Origin of the sequence: Rhodococcus sp. NPDC056960, from assembly GCF_042674125.1 — a bacterium.
GTDB lineage: Bacteria > Actinomycetota > Actinomycetes > Mycobacteriales > Mycobacteriaceae > Rhodococcus_F.
The window spans coordinates 175363-190666 of sequence record NZ_JBHURF010000004.1 but is presented as its reverse complement, the minus strand read 5'-3'; the positions used below and the strand labels follow the sequence as shown (position 1 = coordinate 190666).

General features: G+C 68.3%; 16 protein-coding genes, 3 tRNA genes and 1 pseudogene. 12 read left to right on the top strand and 8 right to left on the bottom strand.

The genetic code is table 11. The annotated features are described in order from the left end of the window. Positions 1-136 precede the first annotated feature (136 nt). The 3 genes from ACFTWF_RS08090 to ACFTWF_RS08080 are packed head-to-tail and all read left to right on the top strand — an operon-like array spanning position 137 to position 3065. Positions 137-1564: an MFS transporter gene (locus ACFTWF_RS08090; protein WP_378460730.1), complete on the top strand. Its 1428-nt coding sequence runs from the start codon at positions 137-139 to the stop codon at positions 1562-1564. After that, positions 1561-2301, top strand: coding sequence for a fumarylacetoacetate hydrolase family protein (locus tag ACFTWF_RS08085; protein WP_378460729.1), 741 nt, complete (start codon positions 1561-1563; stop codon positions 2299-2301). The genes ACFTWF_RS08090 and ACFTWF_RS08085 overlap by 4 nt, the downstream gene beginning before the upstream one ends. After that, entirely contained in the window at positions 2298-3065 is a 768-nt protein-coding gene (locus ACFTWF_RS08080; RefSeq protein WP_378460728.1) for an SDR family oxidoreductase, read from the top strand. The genes ACFTWF_RS08085 and ACFTWF_RS08080 overlap by 4 nt, the downstream gene beginning before the upstream one ends. A 4-nt stretch (positions 3066-3069) precedes the next feature. Here ACFTWF_RS08080 and ACFTWF_RS08075 read toward each other — a convergent pair whose 3' ends face one another. Further along, positions 3070-3969 (bottom strand): LysR family transcriptional regulator, encoded by a 900-nt coding sequence (locus ACFTWF_RS08075; RefSeq protein WP_378460727.1) that lies wholly within the window; start codon positions 3967-3969, stop codon positions 3070-3072. Between the two features lie 101 nt (positions 3970-4070). On the opposite strand from ACFTWF_RS08075, the gene ACFTWF_RS08070 reads away from it, so the two are divergent. Both ACFTWF_RS08070 and ACFTWF_RS08065 read left to right on the top strand, forming a co-directional pair. Further along, positions 4071-4436, top strand: coding sequence for a YybH family protein (locus ACFTWF_RS08070; protein ID WP_378460726.1), 366 nt, complete (start codon positions 4071-4073; stop codon positions 4434-4436). An 85-nt stretch (positions 4437-4521) separates the two neighbouring features. Continuing rightward, positions 4522-4995 (top strand): hypothetical protein, encoded by a 474-nt coding sequence (locus ACFTWF_RS08065; RefSeq protein ID WP_378460725.1) that lies wholly within the window; start codon positions 4522-4524, stop codon positions 4993-4995. 63 nt (positions 4996-5058) lie between these two features. On the opposite strand, the gene ACFTWF_RS08060 is transcribed toward ACFTWF_RS08065, so the two are convergent. The 3 genes from ACFTWF_RS08060 to ACFTWF_RS08050 form a co-directional block, all read right to left on the bottom strand. Beyond that, positions 5059-5134, bottom strand: a tRNA-Arg gene (locus ACFTWF_RS08060). Between the two features lie 45 nt (positions 5135-5179). Further along, positions 5180-5271, bottom strand: a tRNA-Ser gene (locus ACFTWF_RS08055). A gap of 99 nt (positions 5272-5370) precedes the next feature. Continuing rightward, entirely contained in the window at positions 5371-6096 is a 726-nt protein-coding gene (locus tag ACFTWF_RS08050) for a dienelactone hydrolase family protein (protein ID WP_378460724.1), read from the bottom strand. A gap of 61 nt (positions 6097-6157) precedes the next feature. Between ACFTWF_RS08050 and hisC the strand changes: the two genes are divergently transcribed. Both hisC and ACFTWF_RS08040 read left to right on the top strand, forming a co-directional pair. Then, a complete protein-coding gene (gene hisC, locus ACFTWF_RS08045) occupies positions 6158-7234 on the top strand; it encodes a histidinol-phosphate transaminase (RefSeq protein WP_378460723.1) in 1077 nt (358 codons plus the stop codon). A gap of 89 nt (positions 7235-7323) precedes the next feature. Continuing rightward, positions 7324-9024: a bifunctional metallophosphatase/5'-nucleotidase gene (locus tag ACFTWF_RS08040; RefSeq protein WP_378460722.1), complete on the top strand. Its 1701-nt coding sequence runs from the start codon at positions 7324-7326 to the stop codon at positions 9022-9024. A gap of 12 nt (positions 9025-9036) precedes the next feature. On the opposite strand, the gene ACFTWF_RS08035 is transcribed toward ACFTWF_RS08040, so the two are convergent. After that, positions 9037-10038, bottom strand: a complete 1002-nt coding sequence (locus ACFTWF_RS08035; RefSeq protein ID WP_378460721.1) for an alpha/beta hydrolase — start codon at positions 10036-10038, stop codon at positions 9037-9039. Between the two features lie 231 nt (positions 10039-10269). Further along, on the bottom strand, positions 10270-10902 hold the full coding sequence (locus ACFTWF_RS08030; protein ID WP_378460720.1) for a maleylpyruvate isomerase family mycothiol-dependent enzyme: 633 nt from the start codon (positions 10900-10902) through the stop codon (positions 10270-10272). 143 nt (positions 10903-11045) lie between these two features. On the opposite strand from ACFTWF_RS08030, the gene ACFTWF_RS08025 reads away from it, so the two are divergent. The 4 genes and pseudogenes from ACFTWF_RS08025 (at position 11046) to ACFTWF_RS08010 (ending at position 13475) form a co-directional block, all read left to right on the top strand. Then, positions 11046-11312 (top strand): helix-turn-helix transcriptional regulator, encoded by a 267-nt coding sequence (locus tag ACFTWF_RS08025; protein WP_241769442.1) that lies wholly within the window; start codon positions 11046-11048, stop codon positions 11310-11312. Next, positions 11312-12295 (top strand): TIGR03086 family metal-binding protein, encoded by a 984-nt coding sequence (locus tag ACFTWF_RS08020; protein WP_378460719.1) that lies wholly within the window; start codon positions 11312-11314, stop codon positions 12293-12295. Before ACFTWF_RS08025 ends, ACFTWF_RS08020 begins: the two co-directional genes overlap by 1 nt. Positions 12296-12317: 22 nt before the next feature. Then, a pseudogene (locus ACFTWF_RS08015) lies at positions 12318-13108 on the top strand (VOC family protein). 4 nt (positions 13109-13112) lie between these two features. Next, complete coding sequence (locus ACFTWF_RS08010; RefSeq protein WP_378460718.1) at positions 13113-13475, top strand: TfoX/Sxy family protein; 363 nt, start codon at positions 13113-13115, stop codon at positions 13473-13475. Positions 13476-13527: 52 nt separating this feature from the next. Here ACFTWF_RS08010 and ACFTWF_RS08005 read toward each other — a convergent pair. Both ACFTWF_RS08005 and ACFTWF_RS08000 read right to left on the bottom strand, forming a co-directional pair. After that, positions 13528-13615 (bottom strand) — tRNA-Ser (locus tag ACFTWF_RS08005). Between the two features lie 42 nt (positions 13616-13657). Continuing rightward, positions 13658-14140 (bottom strand): MarR family transcriptional regulator, encoded by a 483-nt coding sequence (locus ACFTWF_RS08000; RefSeq protein WP_185727048.1) that lies wholly within the window; start codon positions 14138-14140, stop codon positions 13658-13660. A gap of 122 nt (positions 14141-14262) precedes the next feature. Between ACFTWF_RS08000 and ACFTWF_RS07995 the strand changes: the two genes are divergently transcribed. Continuing rightward, positions 14263-15258 (top strand): NAD(P)H-quinone oxidoreductase, encoded by a 996-nt coding sequence (locus ACFTWF_RS07995; protein WP_378460717.1) that lies wholly within the window; start codon positions 14263-14265, stop codon positions 15256-15258. Positions 15259-15304 lie beyond the last annotated feature (46 nt).

Sequence of the window (15304 nt, the reverse complement as noted above, 5' to 3'; positions counted from 1 at the left end):
TGGTCAACACTTTCAATTATGTATGACAAATAGCTCGATCCGCTGTATCGTCCTCCGCATGCCAGTGACCTGGGTCACTAGACCGACCTGTTTGTGACCGCGCTCGACGTGGTCCCGTCCCGCAACGGAGCAGAAGATGTCCCCAGACTCCAAGAAGACAGCCTCCAAGAACACAGACTCGACGACGCCCGTGCGCGCCTCGGACGACCCGGAGTACGCCGCCAACCTCAAACGCGCGACGCTCGCCAGTTCCATCGGTAGCGCGCTCGAGTACTACGACTTCGCCCTGTACGGGCTGGCGTCGGCGCTGATCTTCGGCCAGCTCTTCTTCCCCGCGATGGGTGCGTCGGCCGCGCTGATGGCCAGTTTCGGCACCTACGCCGTCGGCTTCCTCGCCCGTCCCGTCGGCGGCCTGTTCTTCGGCGCCCTCGGGGACCGCCTCGGACGCAAGGCCGTCCTGATGATCACCATCGCCATCATGGGCGGTGCGAGCACCCTGATCGGCGTCCTGCCCACCGGCGCGCAGGTCGGCATCTGGGCTCCGATCCTGCTGGTCGCGCTGCGACTGCTGCAGGGATTCGGCGCCGGCGCCGAACAGGCCGGGGCCACCACGCTGATGGCCGAGTACTCCCCCACCGCGCGCCGCGGATTCTTCTCCGCCCTCCCGTTCGTCGGGATCATGGTGGGCACACTCATGGCGTCGGGAGTCTTCGCGATCCTCGGTCAAATCGATCGGGAACTCCTCCTCGCGTGGGTGTGGCGGGTGCCGTTCCTGGCCTCCGTCTTCCTCATCGCCGTCGCCGTGTTCATCCGGCTCCGCATGCAGGAGAGCCCCACGTTCGTCAAGCTGGAGAAGCAGGATCAGATCAGCGAGAGCCCGTTCCGGGAACTGGTCGGCAGTTCGATGCCCAGCGTGCTCCGCGGCATCGGCCTGCGGATGGCCGAGAACGGTGGCTCGTACATCTTCCAGACCCTCGGCATCAGCTACGTGACCACGGTGGTGGGTGTCAGCAAGTCGATCGGACCACTCGCCATCGCTTGCGGCGCCGCCATCGGCATGCTCGTCATCCCGTTCTCGGGCGCACTGTCGGACCGCTTCGGCCGGATGCGGGTGTACCGGTTCGGTGCGGCCCTGCAACTCGTCCTCGCCGTCCCGTCGTGGTGGCTGCTCTCGCTCGGCAACCCGTACCTCGTGGTGGCGACCCTCGCGGTCAGCTACGGGATCGGCGTCAACGTCATGCTCGGCGCACAGTGCGCCGCGCTGCCCGAGCTGTTCGGGAACCGTCACCGCTACATCGGCGTCGCGGTCGCCCGGGAGACGAGCGCGATCCTCGCCGGCGGCATCGCCCCGTTCGTCGGCGCCCTGCTGCTGTCGCTGCTGAACAACTCGTGGGTGCCGCTCGCGATCTACGTTCTCGTCCTCAGCGTCATCACGTTCGCCACGACGTTCGTGACACCCGAGACCCGCGGCCGCGACCTCGGGCTCGCGTGGGACGCGATGGCCGATCCGCTTCACGGACCGGACGCCGTGGCCGCCGAGTCGAAGGATCGGGTGCACGTATGAGACTGGCCCGCATCGCCACGCCTTCGGGACCGCGGCCGGTGTGCCTGCGCGACGGTCGCTGGCACGAGGTGACGGATCTCTACGCGGACACCCTGACGTTCACCGGACCCACGCACGACGTCGACGACGCCCGCCTGCTGGCGCCCGCCGAACCGCGGGTCCTGCTCGGGATGGCGCACAACGGCGCACCCGGCGATCGCGACCTGCCGTTGCAGGCATTCATGAAGTCGACGCGGACGGTGGTCGGTCCCGAGGATCCGATCGTCGCCGACGAGGGGCTGGGGCAGGTCGTCGTGGAGGGCGAACTGGCCGTTGTCATCCGCCGCACGTGCCGCAGGCTGCGTCCCGAGGACGTCCCGTCGGCGATCCTCGGATACACGATCGGCAACGACGTCACCGCCGTCGAACAGATAGCGCTGGACGACAAACTCACCCAGGCCAAGCACGGCGATGGTTTCACCCCGCTGGGACCGTCGATCGAGACGGACCTCGACCCCGGCGACGTGCCGATCGCCGTGCGCGTGAACGGGGTGACCGTGGCGGAGGCGTCCACCCGGCAGCTCGCCTGGAACGTCTCCGAGCAACTGGTCCATCTCACCCGGTATCTGACCCTCGGCCCGGGCGACGTCGTGCTCACGGGGTGTCCGTTCACGTCCGGCCCGGTCAAACCGGGCGACCGCGCCGAGATCACGCTCGACGGAATCGGCACGCTCGGCAACCCGGTGCGTGCCCTGTGAACCTCTTCGATCTGTCCGGGCGCATCGCCCTGATCACCGGTTCCAGCCGGGGAATCGGCTTCGCACTCGCGCGGGGCCTGGCCGAGGCGGGCGCCACGATCGTCCTCAATGGGGTGTCACAAGCGCGTCTCGCACAGGCCCGGGACGAACTCTGCGAGCAGTTCGGCGAGAACCGGATCCACGCGCGCGCGTTCGACGTCACCGATGCCGATCGGGTGGACGAATCCGTCGCGCGGATCGAGTCGGAGGTCGGGCCGATCGAGATCCTGGTCAACAACGCTGCGCTGCAACACCGTCAACCGCTGCTCGACGTCACCGTCGAGGACTGGAAGCGGGTGATCGACACCGACCTCACCAGCGCCTTCCTTGTCGGGCGGGCGGTGGCCCGGTTCCAGATCGGGCGCGGCAGCGGGAAGATCGTCAACGTCTGCTCGGTGCAGAGCGACCTGGCCCGGCCCACGATTGCGCCGTACACCGCCGCGAAGGGCGGATTGCGGAATCTGACGCGAGCGATGACGGCGGAATGGGCGGCGTCCGGGTTGCAGATCAACGGTCTCGCGCCCGGCTACATCCACACCGAGATGACGCAGGCCCTCGTCGACGACGCCGAGTTCGACTCCTGGCTCCGCGGCCGGGCGCCCGCGGGCCGGTGGGGCACACCGGACGATCTCGTGGGTCCCGCCGTCTGGCTGGCGTCCGATGCCTCCCGGTACGTCAACGGTCAGGTCATCTTCGTCGACGGCGGGATGACGTCGGTGGTGTGAGGAACTACCGGGCCGGGTCGGTCTGCAGTTCCCCGAAGGAGCGGCGGGTGTGCCGGACGAGTTCGCGCAGCGCGGGGCCGCCGCGACCCCTCCAGACCAGCGCGAGCACGGCCGGGATGTCGACGTCGTCGAGCGCGACCGCCGTCAGCCGGCCCCGGTAGTCGGTCGCCATCGATTCGCTGAGGATCGCGACCCCCAGTCCGCGGATCGCGAGGTCGGCGACCGCATCCGGTGCACTCGCCTGCAGGGCGATCTCGGGGCGGAGGCCCGCGGCCGCACACGCCTGGTCGAACACCGTCCGGATGCCCGTCCCGGTCGGCATACAGACGATCGTATGGTCGACGAGTTCGGCCAGAGCGACGCGGGAACGCCGCGCCAGCGGATGACCGGGGGTCACCGCAGCGACCAGCCCCTCGCTGATGATCGGGAAGGCGTCCAGCCCGTCCGGTGGTGCGGACGCGGTGGCGACGAGAGCCAGATCGGTCGCGCCGGAACGGACACGGTCGATCAGGCGGTCCGAATTGTCCTCGGTCAGCGTGATCTCGATGCCCGGGTGCGCGAGATGGAACGCGGACAGCGCGTCGAACAGAGGTTTCACCGTGCAGGCGGTGACCATCCCGACGACGAGGCGGCCGCGGACCAACTGGTTCTCGTCGTCCACCGCCTGGCGCACCGCCTCCGCCGAGGCGAGGGCCGCGCGGGCGTGCACGAGCGCCGCCTCCCCCGCGGACGTGAGTGTCGCGGTCCGGCTCGACCGGTCGATCAGCGTCGCGCCGAGGTCGTGTTCGAGCTGCCGGATCTGCGCGCTGATCCCCGACTGGCTGATGTGGACGCGTTCGGCGGCGCGGGTGAAGTTCGCTTCCTCGGCGACCGCGACGAAGTACTCGAGCTGCCGAAGTTCCATAACCATAGATTCTAGTACTCAGCACAACTATCTGTTGGACTTCCGGTTGTGCAGGCGCCACCCTGGGAGATGGCAACAGATCACCTACGAGAGGATGCGCAATGTCGGACCACGAGAAGGCCCTGAAGCCCGAAGACCTCACCCGCCTGTTCGTCGAGCGGAGCAACGCAGGCGACGCCGCCGGGGTCGCCGCGCTGTACGAGGAGAACGCCGTCATGGCCTATCCGCCCGGCAGCCGGACGGTCGGCCGGGAGGCCATCCGGAAGCTGTGGGAATCGGTGCTCGCGAACGCCCCGCACTTCGAACTCGAGACCCCGCTCCCCACACTGATCAGTGACGACATCGCCCTCACCTCCACCCCGCCCAAGGACGGATCCGGCGCGCGGGCGCAGGTGGTGCGCAGGCAACCGGACGGAACGTGGCTGCGCCTCCTCGACCAACCGGAGTTCGTCCCGCCCACCCGCTGAGATCACGGCTGCGCCCGCTCCTACACGGCATGAACTGCGTTGTCCACCATTGCATCTGCATTCGGATCGGTGGGAACATAGGAGTATGCGCAGACCGCGTTGGCCGGCAGTAGCGCCACCCACCACCGGGGGACATCAAGTCCACGGCCCGCTACTTCTCACGACCGAAGAACACCTCACCCTCGAACTGTTCGAGATCGTGGCGTTCCCGGACGGCCTCCACCTCCGGATGGCCCTGACGGCCACGGGCAGGCCCGCAGAACTGGCGCAGTACGAAACACGGTCGCTGTCCGATCCCGACGATCCGTCGACCCGATGGTCCTATCTGTCCGTGCGCGCCCGCGTCGACGACGTCGAGGGCGAGGCCGACCCCTACCATCCGGCGTCGGCGTCCAAGTCGGCGCAGAGCGGGCCGCCCGAATACCGGACCGAACCGCACTACTGGCTGGACGCGATACCCATCTCCGGGTTCATCGCGGTCACCGCCGGCTGGCCACGAATCGGTCTCGGTTCGACCACCACGACGATCGGTCTCGAATCGAGCACGCGAACGTCGTGACCGCCCGGCCGACCACAACGAGAAGCCCCCGCCACTGCATCACTGCAGTTGACGGGGGCTTCGTGGTGCGCCCGAAGGGATTCGAACCCCTAACCTCTTGATCCGTAGTCAAGTGCTCTATCCGTTGAGCTACGGGCGCATGTTCTTCAGTTGTCTAACTTGCACCGGCCGTCTAGGCCCGGTGTGGCGGAGGCGAGAGGATTTGAACCTCCGGTCCCTCGTAAAAGGGACAACTCATTAGCAGTGAGTCCCATTCGGCCGCTCTGGCACGCCTCCCTGGGGTGGTTCCGATCCCTTCGGACCGCCGGTGCGAAAGATTACACACCTTTCCACCACAAAGGCAAAACGGCTGGTCAGAGCGCAAGGATGGCCGCTCTACCGCAGGTAGCCGTCGAACCAGTCGAAGATCCGCCTCTGCGCGTCGACGATGGCCTCCACCCCCGGGTCGTCGTCGCGGCCGTCGGGGACCTGAGGCGGTTCGTCGGCCCGGTGCGCGAGCCCGGCATAACTCACTACGAGCCCCGCGACGTCGGATCGGGCGGTGGCGTCGCGCAGCAGCTCGACCTGATCGGGCGGCGTCGACGGATCGTCCTCCCCGTACAGACCGAGCCACGGCGCCTTCAGGTCGGGGGCGGCGTGCACCAGCGCGGGCGCGTCCTCCGACAGCGGCTCGACGATTCCGCGGGCGGCGACGCTCACGGCGGCACCGACGGGACGCGTCGTCGCGACGAGCAGGGCCGCGGTCCCGGCGTCGTCGAATCCCAGTACCCCCACGCAGTCGGCGTAGATGCCCCGCGCGAGGAGCCAGTCGAACGTGGCGTCGAAGTCTGCGAACAGCGTTTCGCCGAACACCTCGATGTCGCTGGGCGCCGGTTCCCGGTGGAAGAGGTGCGGCGCGACCGTCACCCACCCCTCCATCGCGAGCGCGCGCATCAGATCGAGGAGAGCTTCACTGAACGTTCGTGACTCGTGCAGGACCACGATGCCGCCCCGCGCCGGACCGTCCGGTTCCACCGCGGTGAGCGGAACTCGCAGCTGAGGACCTTCCGGCGCGTCTCCGGACGTCCGCAGGGCTGCACTGTCCCTGAAGAATCCCGACATGTCCCTACCTTGGCACGAAGGGGGCGTCGGCGCAGAGGATCGGGAGGCGCATAATCGCCTGGTGACTCCGCGAACCAGGGCAGACCTCGACACGATTCCGGCCTACGTCCCCGGCAAGAATTTTCCGGGCGCGATCAAGCTGGCGAGCAACGAGACCACGCTGGGCCCGTTGCCGAGTGTGCGGGACGCCATCGCCGACGCCGTCGGGAACGCCAACCGGTACCCCGACAACGGTCACGTCGCTCTGATCGCGGCGCTCGCCGACCACCTCGGGGTGGCCACCGAGAACATCGCCGCGGGCTGCGGTTCGGTCAGCCTGTGCCAGGAGCTGGTGCAGGCCACGTGCAACGACGGCGACGAGGTCGTCTTCGCGTGGCGGTCGTTCGAGGCCTACCCCGTGGTCACCCAGGTGGGCGGGGCGACGCCGGTCAAGGTTCCGCTCACCGCGGACCACGGTCACGACCTCGACGCCATGGCCGCCGCGGTCACCGACCGCACCCGGCTGATCTTCGTCTGCAACCCGAACAACCCCACCGGCAACGCCCTCACCAAGGCCGAACTCGAACGTTTCCTCGACGCCGTTCCCGCGCACGTCCTGGTCGCCCTGGACGAGGCCTACTTCGAATACAACCGGTCCGACGCCGACGGCATCGAACTGTTCCGCGGACGCCCCAACGTGGTGGTGCTGCGCACCTTCTCCAAGGCCTACGGTCTCGCGGGCATCCGGGTGGGGTACGCGGTCGCCGACCCCGCCGTCGTCACCGCCCTGAGCAAGGTGCACATCGCGTTCGCGGTCAATGCCGTCGCGCAGGCCGCCGCCATCGCGTCGCTGGCCGCGTCCGCCGAACTGCTCGCGCGCACGGACGGTGTCATCGCCGAGCGGAACCGGGTGCGCGACGCCCTGATCGCCGCCGGCTACGAGGTGCCCGAATCGGCCGCCAACTTCGTCTACCTGCCGCTGGGAACGCACTCCGGACCGTTCGCGGCCGCCAGCGCCGAGGCCGGTGTGCTGCTGCGCCCGTACGGCGACGACGGGGTGCGGATCACGATCGGCGATCCGGCGGAGAACGACGCGTTCCTCGCCTTCGCCACGGGCGCCGAGGCCCGAGCGGTCGCGAACGTGGCGGTCCGGGCGTAACGCTCGAGACGTAAACGTTACCCACGGGTATAACGCCCGTGACTCCTTGTTGGCAGACTCAGTGAGGTTTTGCCGAAGGGAGCCCCCACATGCGTCGCCGTGCCGCGCTCCGCACCGCCGCGCTGGCGGCCGGACTGTCGACGGCGCTCACGGTGTCGGTGACGTCGGGGCTGTCCGCGGCGCAGGCGCAGGACACGACCGTGTCGGTCCGGCTGCTCGCGTTCAACGACCTCCACGGCAGCCTCGAACCACCGCCGGGCGTCCGCAGTCAGGTGAAGCACGCCGACGGTTCGCTGGCCCCGGCCGGCGGCGCCGCCTACCTGGCCGCCTACGTCGACCAGTTGCGCGGCCAGGCGACGCATTCGCTGCTGTACTCGGTGGGTGACAACTGGGGGTCGTCGGCACTCGAATCCGCGATGTTCCACGACGAACCGACCGTGCAACTCCTCAACCGGATGGGCGTCGACGCGTCCGCGATCGGCAATCACGAACTCGACGAGGGGTACGCGGAATTCCGGCGGATGCAGACCGGCGGTTGCCATCCCGTCGACGGCTGCCGCTTCGGGGACACGTTCGAGGGCGCCCGGTTCCCGCTCCTCGCCGCGAATATGGAGTTCGAGAACGGCGCGCCGGCAACGCTTCCCTTCACCGTCGACTACGTGGAGGGAATCCCGGTCGGGGTGATCGCGACCATGCCCGCCGACACCGCGCGGATGGTGACGTCCGAGGGCGTGGGTGGGCTGCGGTTCACGGACGAACTCGCGGCCGTCGACCGGACGGCGGATCTCCTCGACTTCTTCGGGGTGCGGGCCATCGCCCTGCTGATGCACAGGGGCGCCGAACCCGTCGCCGACAACGGCCCCAACTCGTGCGAGGTGACGTCCGGACCCGCGCGCGACCTCGCGCTGCGGGCGTCCCCGAAGGTCGACGTCATCTTCACCGCCGACAGCCATCAGCAGTACAACTGCTCGTTCCCCGACCCGATGGGGAACCCGCGGGTGATGATGCAGGGCGCGTCGCACGGCCGGATCATCTCGGTGGTCGACGTGACGATCGACCGCACCACCCGCGACATCCTGCGCGACCGCGCGTCCTCGTTCAATCAGGTGGTCACCCACGACATCCCGCCCGATCCCGGCATCCAGGCGCTCGCCGACGACGCCGCCCGCCGGGCCTCCGAGGTCGGCGGGGCGCGGGTCGCGTCGCTTGTGGGTGACCTCACCCGCGACGCGAACGGCAGCGGCGAGTCCACCCTCGGCAACGTTGTCGCCGACGCCCAGCTGGCCGCGGGTTCCGGGCACGGCGCCCAGGTGGCGCTCACCAACCCCGGCGGGCTCCGGGACGACCTGCTGCCGGGCCCGGACGGCGCCGTCACCTATGGACAGGCCTACGCCGCTCAGCCGTTCGGCAACACCCTCGAAGTTCTCACGGTCACCGGCGCGACGCTGAAGTCCGCGTTGGAGCAGCAGTTCCAGCCGCGCGGCGACGGCACGATCTCCGAGCGCATCCTCGCCCCGTCGAGTTCACTGACGTACACGATGAACCGCTCGGCGATTGTCGGCGAACGCATCTCGGACCTGCGGGTGAACGGCGCAGCGGTCACTCCCGAGAACATCTACCGGGTGGCGGTCAACAAGTTCCTCGCCGACGGCGGCGACGGCTTCGACGCGTTCCGCAGCCGCACCGAGGCCGTGCACGCGGGCTGCGACCTGGACGCCTTCACGGCGTATCTGGGAGCGCGATCACCCGTGGCGCCGCCGACCACCGACCGGATCACGGTGATCGGCTGACAGTGAGCGCGGTCAGACGCCGAGCGCGTTCTTCAGGACCGGCCACGACGTCCGCAGCTCGTCCTGCCAGTACGGCCACGAATGCGTGCCGAAGTTCCGGTAGGTGAACGTCGCCGGAATCGCGAGCTGGGTCAGTCGCTGCTGGAACGTCTGTGTGCACAGGTTCGCGGCCGCCTCGAGCGGACCACCCACCGCGATCGTCGACGCGATATCTCCCCCGATCTCGTACGGTCCGGGGAGCCCGTTGCCCGTGGAGATGTAGATCTGCTTGCCGCGCAAGGCTTCGGCATTCACCGACGGATCGTGAGCGGTCCAGGCCGGATCGGTGTCGGGCCCCCACATGTTGGCCGGGTTTCCGCCCTTGAACGCCACCGTGCCGCGGACCGAGTCGCGCGAGCTGGGATTCGAGTTGTCGAGGCATCCGCTGTAGGCGGCCAGTCCGCGGTAGAGCTGGGGGTGCCGGGTGATGAGGTTGGCGGCGCCCATCGCGCCCATCGACACACCCGCGACGGCGTTGACGCCGTTTCCGCTGAAGTTCCGGTCGATGATCGGCGGGAGTTCGTTGGCCAGGAACGTCTCCCACTTGTTGACTCCCAGCGTGGGGTCGGGCTGCAGCCAGTCGGTGTAGTAGCTGGCGGTGCCCCCCACCGGGAGCACCACGTTGACCTTCTTGTCGGCGAAGAACTGGACGACGTCCGTCTTCTGCGTCCAGGTGCTCTCCTGGAAGTTCGACTCGGCGCCCGCGCTGACGCCGTCCAGCAGATACAGCGACGGCCTCGATCCGCCCCCGGCGGGATGCAGGACCTGCACCTGCACGACCCTGCCCATGGCGGGGGAATTGATGAAGACGGCACTGCGGGTGTCGGTGAGCGGAACGATCTTGTCGACGCTGGCGACCCTGTTGTTCTGCGGCGCGGCCGGAGCAGGCGCCGGGTCGGCGACTGCAGTGAACGCCGGCCCCAGAAGGGCCAGTGACACTGCCATACCGGCAGCAGCCAATGCTTCGCGACGCATACAGAAATCCCTCTTCCCCGGACTGTGTGGACCCCGATTGCACAGTACAAAATGCGTCCGGTCAACAAGAGCTTAGAGGGTTTGTGACAGCTGTGTGCCCCAGCCCGATCACGTTGTAGTCACTGCAGTCCGCACCTCGATAAACGCATCCGTTTCCCGCGGCCGCACCCCTTCTGGGCCAGAATTCGGGTGCGGCTACGCAGAAAGGGTGCGGCGGCGGATGCCGGACCGTTACTTCGCGAGGGCGGACTTCAGCTGGTCGAGACCGACGCCGCCGAGTTCGCCGAGGGCGGCGCTGCGACCCGTCATCGCCAGCACCAGCGCGAGCATCGGACCGGAGACCTCCGGGCCCGATCCGGTGGTCCAGTCGGTGTCGGTGGCCCGCAGCGTCAGGCCCGCGACCCGGGACTTCGAGCCGATGAGCAGGTTGGAATTCTTGTAGAAGTCGGCGACGCGGACGACGGCGTCCATCGGGTAGTCGTGCGTGATGCCGAGCGGGCGGCGGATGTCCTCGCCGTGGACGATCATCTCGCCGAGCATGGCGTCGATGGGGCCGGGCGGATGCGTGGAGTCGCCCATGTGCGCCCGGAATTCGTCGAGCGCCTCGGCCGGTGTTCCTTCCTCTTCGTGGGCGATGTCCTTCTCGAACATGGTGTTGATGCGGAATCCCGATCCGACGAATTTTCCGACGAACTTCGGCGGCGTCATCTTCTCCGTCGCCGTCATGTGCGCGAACACGTCCCGCACTGTCCACCGCTCGCAGAGAGACGGCGTCGACCACTGCTCTTCGGTCAGCGGTTCGAGGTCGTCCACCAGGGCGCGGCGTTCGTCGTGAATCGTGGGCCAGGGGCTTGACGTTGTCATTTTTCACTCCCTCGTCGCTTACGAATTCTCCCACCTCTCCGGCCCGTCGGCGAGACCCATTGCACAACGCGTTAGTCACGACTAACGTATTGGTCGTGCTCGATCAGTTGGAAGTCGCAGCTGAGCCCACCCGGAGACGCCTCATGCAACTGCTGACATCTGGTGAACAGACCGTCAACAACCTCGCCGCACACTTCCCCGCGAGCCGGTCGGCGATATCGCAACATCTCAGGGTGCTCACCGAGGCGGGACTGGTCACTGCACGCAAGGACGGACGCTTCAGGTACTACCGGCTCGACCCGCAGGGACTCGTGCAACTCCGCACGTTGTTCGACTCCTTCTGGATCGACGAACTCGACCGGCTCGTCGCGGACGCCACCGAGGAAGCAGCTTCCAAAGGAGACAGTTGATGCCTTTCGACAAGACCGTCGTCGTCCCCCTGGACCCGGACGCGACATTCGACCTCGTCACCCGACCGGAACGATTGCGGCGGTGGCAGACCGTCGCCGCCCGCGTCGACCTGCAGGCGGGCGGCGAGTACCGATGGACCGTCGTCCCCGGACATTCCGCCACCGGCACGTTCTCCGAGATCGTCCCCGGCAAGCGGGTGGTGTTCACCTGGGGATGGGAAGGCGACGACGAACTCCCGCCGGGCACGTCCACCGTGACGGTGACACTCACCCCCACCGCAGGCGGAACCGAGGTGCGCCTCGTGCACGACGGACTCACCGACGCCCAGGCCGTACGCCATGCGGAAGGTTGGAACCATTACCTGGATCGTCTCGTCGTCGCCGCGCAGAACAGCGACGCCGGCCCCGACGAGTGGGCGGCCGCACCCGATCCGCTCGACGAACTGTCCAGCGCCGAGGCCACATTGGCGGTCGTCCAACGGGTCCTGCGGGACGTCACTGCGGACGACATGTCGGCGCAGACGGCCTGCACCGAGTTCACCGTCGCCCAGCTCGCCGATCACCTCGTCGGCTCGATCACCACCCTCGGCGGCGCGGCCGGAGCGCAGTTCGACGACGACCCCGGAAAACCCGTCGAAATCAGAATCGCCGACCTCGCCCAGCCCGCACTGGAGGCGTGGCGCGGTCGCGGCCTGGACGGCACGGTGACCGTCGGCCCGAACGACATCCCCGCCACCGTCGCCGCAGGGATCCTCTCGATCGAATTCCTGGTCCACGCCTGGGATTTCGCGGCCGCGACCGGGCGGCCGGCGGCCATCCCCGAAGCTCTCGCCGAATACGTGCTGACGTTGACGCACAAGATCATCTCGCCCGAGGGCAGGAAAGCCGTCGGCTTCGACGACCCCGTACCCGCCCCGCATGCCAGCGACGCGGTGACCCGGCTCGTCGCGTACACCGGCCGTCGTCCCGTCCCGGCAGCCTGACACACAACGGAAAGGAACCGTCATGCCCATCAAATCGGAATACGCCCAGGGGACACCGAGCTGGGTCGACCTCCAGGCCCGCGATCAGGACGCGGCCAAGAAGTTCTATTCCGAACTGTTCGGCTGGGAGTACGACGACCGGCCGATGCCCGAAGGACCCGTCTACTCCATGGCCACCGTGCGCGGCGGAACGTCGCCGCCATCGCGCCGCTGCAACCCGACGCAGCCGGGGCCGGGGCCCCCGCGAATTGGAACACCTACATCGCGGTCGACGACGTCGATGCGACCGTCGGAAAGGTCCCCGCCGCCGGCGGCCAGGTTCTGATGCCTGCGTTCGACGTGGGGGAAGCGGGCCGCATGACCTTCGTCACCGACCCCACCGGGGCGGCCGTCGGACTGTGGCAGGCGAACAAGCACATCGGCGCCTCCCTCGTCGGCGATCCCGGCGCCTGCGTCTGGAACGAACTGAACACCGGCGACGTCGACACGGCAGTTGCGTTCTACACCAGCGTCTTCGGGATCACGACGTCGCAGATGTCCATGGGCCCGGAATACACCTACACGCTGTTCGAGGTGGGCGGAGACCAGGTGTGTGGGTGCGGGCAGCCGCTGACGGCCGGCACACCGAACCACTGGCGCGTCTACTTCGCGGTCGAGGACGTCGACGCCAGCGCAGCGAAGGTCGTGGCACTCGGCGGCAAGATCGTCGAAGAGGCGATGGACATCCCCACCGTCGGCCGGATGGCCGGCGTCGCCGACCCGCAGGGCGCGACCTTCAGCATCATGACGCCCGCGGAACGTCAGGATTCCTGAAACCGTGAAGATGCCCAAACCCTCCGAGGAGGACAAACAGTTCTTCCGGTCACTGATCCCCGACACCCCCGGCGTCGAGGTGAAACCGATGTTCGGCAACCTCGGCGCCTTCGTCAACGGGAACATGTTCGCCGGACTCCTCGGGCCGAGCGTCGGGGTCCGGCTCCTCACCGAGCAGGCGAAGGACGAACTGGCGTCCGCCGACGGCGCCGGTCCGTTCGGGCCGGGAGAGAAGCCGATGCGCGAATACCTGGCCCTGCCGGACCAGTGGCGGAACACCCCGGGCCTCGCCACACCGTGGGTCGAACGCGCGCTCGCCGAGATCGCCGCACTGCCGCCGAAACAACCGAAGTCCCGCAAGAAGTAGAAACGACGGCAGCCCTGATCTGGCGAGATACCAGATCAGGGCTGCCGGTCGTTGGCGGAAGCGGAGGGATTTGAACCCCCGGTCGCTTTCACGACGCTCGCTTTCAAGGCGAGTGCATTCGGCCGCTCTGCCACGCTTCCGTGGGCGATCTTATCGGTACGGAGTCGGCATCGGGCAACCGGTCAGCGGTCGCCGATGGCCTTGTCTACGCGTTCGAACACCTCGGCGAGAACCTTCAGCTGCGACTTGGTGAGCAGATCGACGAGGTTGCTGCGCACCCCGGCCACATGAGTGGGCGCCGCCGCGGCGAGCCGGGCGCGACCTTCGTCGGTGATGACGGCGAGCACGCCACGGCCGTCCTCGACGCACGTGTCGCGGCCGACCATGCCCTGCGCCTCCATCCGCCGGATCTGGTGGGTGAGGCGGCTGCGGGAGGAGAGGACGCCGTCCGCCAGATCGCTCATGCGCAGGGAACCGTCCGGAGACTCGGACAGCAGTACCAGAATCCGGTAGTCCGCCAGGGAGAGATCGTGTTTCTCCTGCAGATCCCGGTTGAGGATGTCCATCAGCCGCTGGTTGCCGTCCATGTACCCGCGCCACGCGCGCATCTCGGCAGGGGTCAACCAGTTGGTCGCCGCTGCGGCGTCGGAGGTTTCTGCTGTCACAGGTTCACATTCTAGTAGTGCGACATTACTTTCCAGTAGCCTGCGGTACCGGACGAGGCCGAGTGGTCGCTCGGATCGGTCGCGGGCACCGGACGCCGCCGCATTTCGCTAGCGTCGTCCCCATGTATGCGATCACGATCGACCAGCCGGGCGGCCCCGAAGTCATGACGTGGGCCGAGCAGCCGGACCCGGAAATCCCACCCGGACACGTCCTCCTCGACGTCGCCGCGACAGCCGTGAACCGCGCCGACCTGCTGCAGCGGCAGGGGTTCTACCCGCCGCCGCCCGGAGCCAGCGACATCCTCGGGCTCGAATGTTCCGGCACGGTCGCCGAACTGGGCGAGGGCGTGTCGGGGTGGTCCGTCGGCGACCAGGTGTGCGCGCTGCTGTCCGGCGGCGGCTACGCGGAGAAGGTCGCCGTCCCGGCGTCGCAGCTGCTCCCGCTGCCCGAGGGCGTGGACCTGCGCGTCGCCGCGTCGCTGCCGGAGGTCGCATGCACGGTGTGGTCGAACGTCGTGATGGGCGCCGGATTGTCCCGCGGCGACGTGCTGCTGGTGCACGGCGGTGGTGGCGGCATCGGCACCCACGCCATCCAGGTGGGCGTTGCGCTGGGGGCCCGCGTGGCCGTCACCGCCGGGTCCGAGGAGAAGCTGGCGCGCTGCCGCGAACTCGGCGCCGACATCCTCGTCAACTACCGCGAGGCCGACTTCGTCGACGAGATCCGCAAGGCGACCGACGGTCACGGCGCCGACGTCATCCTCGACAACATGGGCGGCGCCTACCTCGACCGCAACGTGGACGTGCTCGCCGCCGACGGCCGGCTCGTCGTCATCGGCATGCAGGGCGGGCGCAAGGGCGAACTCGACCTGGGCAAGCTGCTCGGCAAACGCGGGCACGTGACGGCCGCCGGACTCCGGGGACGCCCCGAGGCGGGACGCGAGGGCAAGGCCGACATCGTCGCCGACGTCCGGAAGCGGCTGTGGCCGCTGATCGCGGAGGGCGCGGTGCACCCCATCGTGTCGGCCGAACTGCCCATCACCGAGGCGCCGCGCGGGCACGAGCTGCTCGATTCGGCGGACACCGTCGGCAAGGTGATCCTCACGATCCCGCGGAACTGACGCTCCCCGTCGTCGCCCGGTGTGACATTCGTCCAGTCCCACGGAA

Excerpts from the sequence above, each read along its gene's own strand:
- ACFTWF_RS08085 (WP_378460729.1), top strand. The coding sequence starts at position 1,561 with ATGAGACTGGCCCGCATCGCCACGCCTTCGGGACCGCGGCCGGTGTGC.
- ACFTWF_RS08090 (WP_378460730.1), top strand. The coding sequence starts at position 137 with ATGTCCCCAGACTCCAAGAAGACAGCCTCCAAGAACACAGACTCGACG.
- ACFTWF_RS08020 (WP_378460719.1), top strand. The coding sequence starts at position 11,312 with ATGCCTTTCGACAAGACCGTCGTCGTCCCCCTGGACCCGGACGCGACA.
- ACFTWF_RS07995 (WP_378460717.1), top strand. The coding sequence starts at position 14,263 with ATGTATGCGATCACGATCGACCAGCCGGGCGGCCCCGAAGTCATGACG.
- ACFTWF_RS08065 (WP_378460725.1), top strand. The coding sequence starts at position 4,522 with ATGCGCAGACCGCGTTGGCCGGCAGTAGCGCCACCCACCACCGGGGGA.
- ACFTWF_RS08030 (WP_378460720.1), bottom strand. The coding sequence starts at position 10,902 with ATGACAACGTCAAGCCCCTGGCCCACGATTCACGACGAACGCCGCGCC.
- ACFTWF_RS08035 (WP_378460721.1), bottom strand. The coding sequence starts at position 10,038 with ATGCGTCGCGAAGCATTGGCTGCTGCCGGTATGGCAGTGTCACTGGCC.
- ACFTWF_RS08050 (WP_378460724.1), bottom strand. The coding sequence starts at position 6,096 with ATGTCGGGATTCTTCAGGGACAGTGCAGCCCTGCGGACGTCCGGAGAC.
- ACFTWF_RS08070 (WP_378460726.1), top strand. The coding sequence starts at position 4,071 with ATGTCGGACCACGAGAAGGCCCTGAAGCCCGAAGACCTCACCCGCCTG.
- ACFTWF_RS08025 (WP_241769442.1), top strand. The coding sequence starts at position 11,046 with ATGCAACTGCTGACATCTGGTGAACAGACCGTCAACAACCTCGCCGCA.
- ACFTWF_RS08075 (WP_378460727.1), bottom strand. The coding sequence starts at position 3,969 with ATGGAACTTCGGCAGCTCGAGTACTTCGTCGCGGTCGCCGAGGAAGCG.
- ACFTWF_RS08040 (WP_378460722.1), top strand. The coding sequence starts at position 7,324 with ATGCGTCGCCGTGCCGCGCTCCGCACCGCCGCGCTGGCGGCCGGACTG.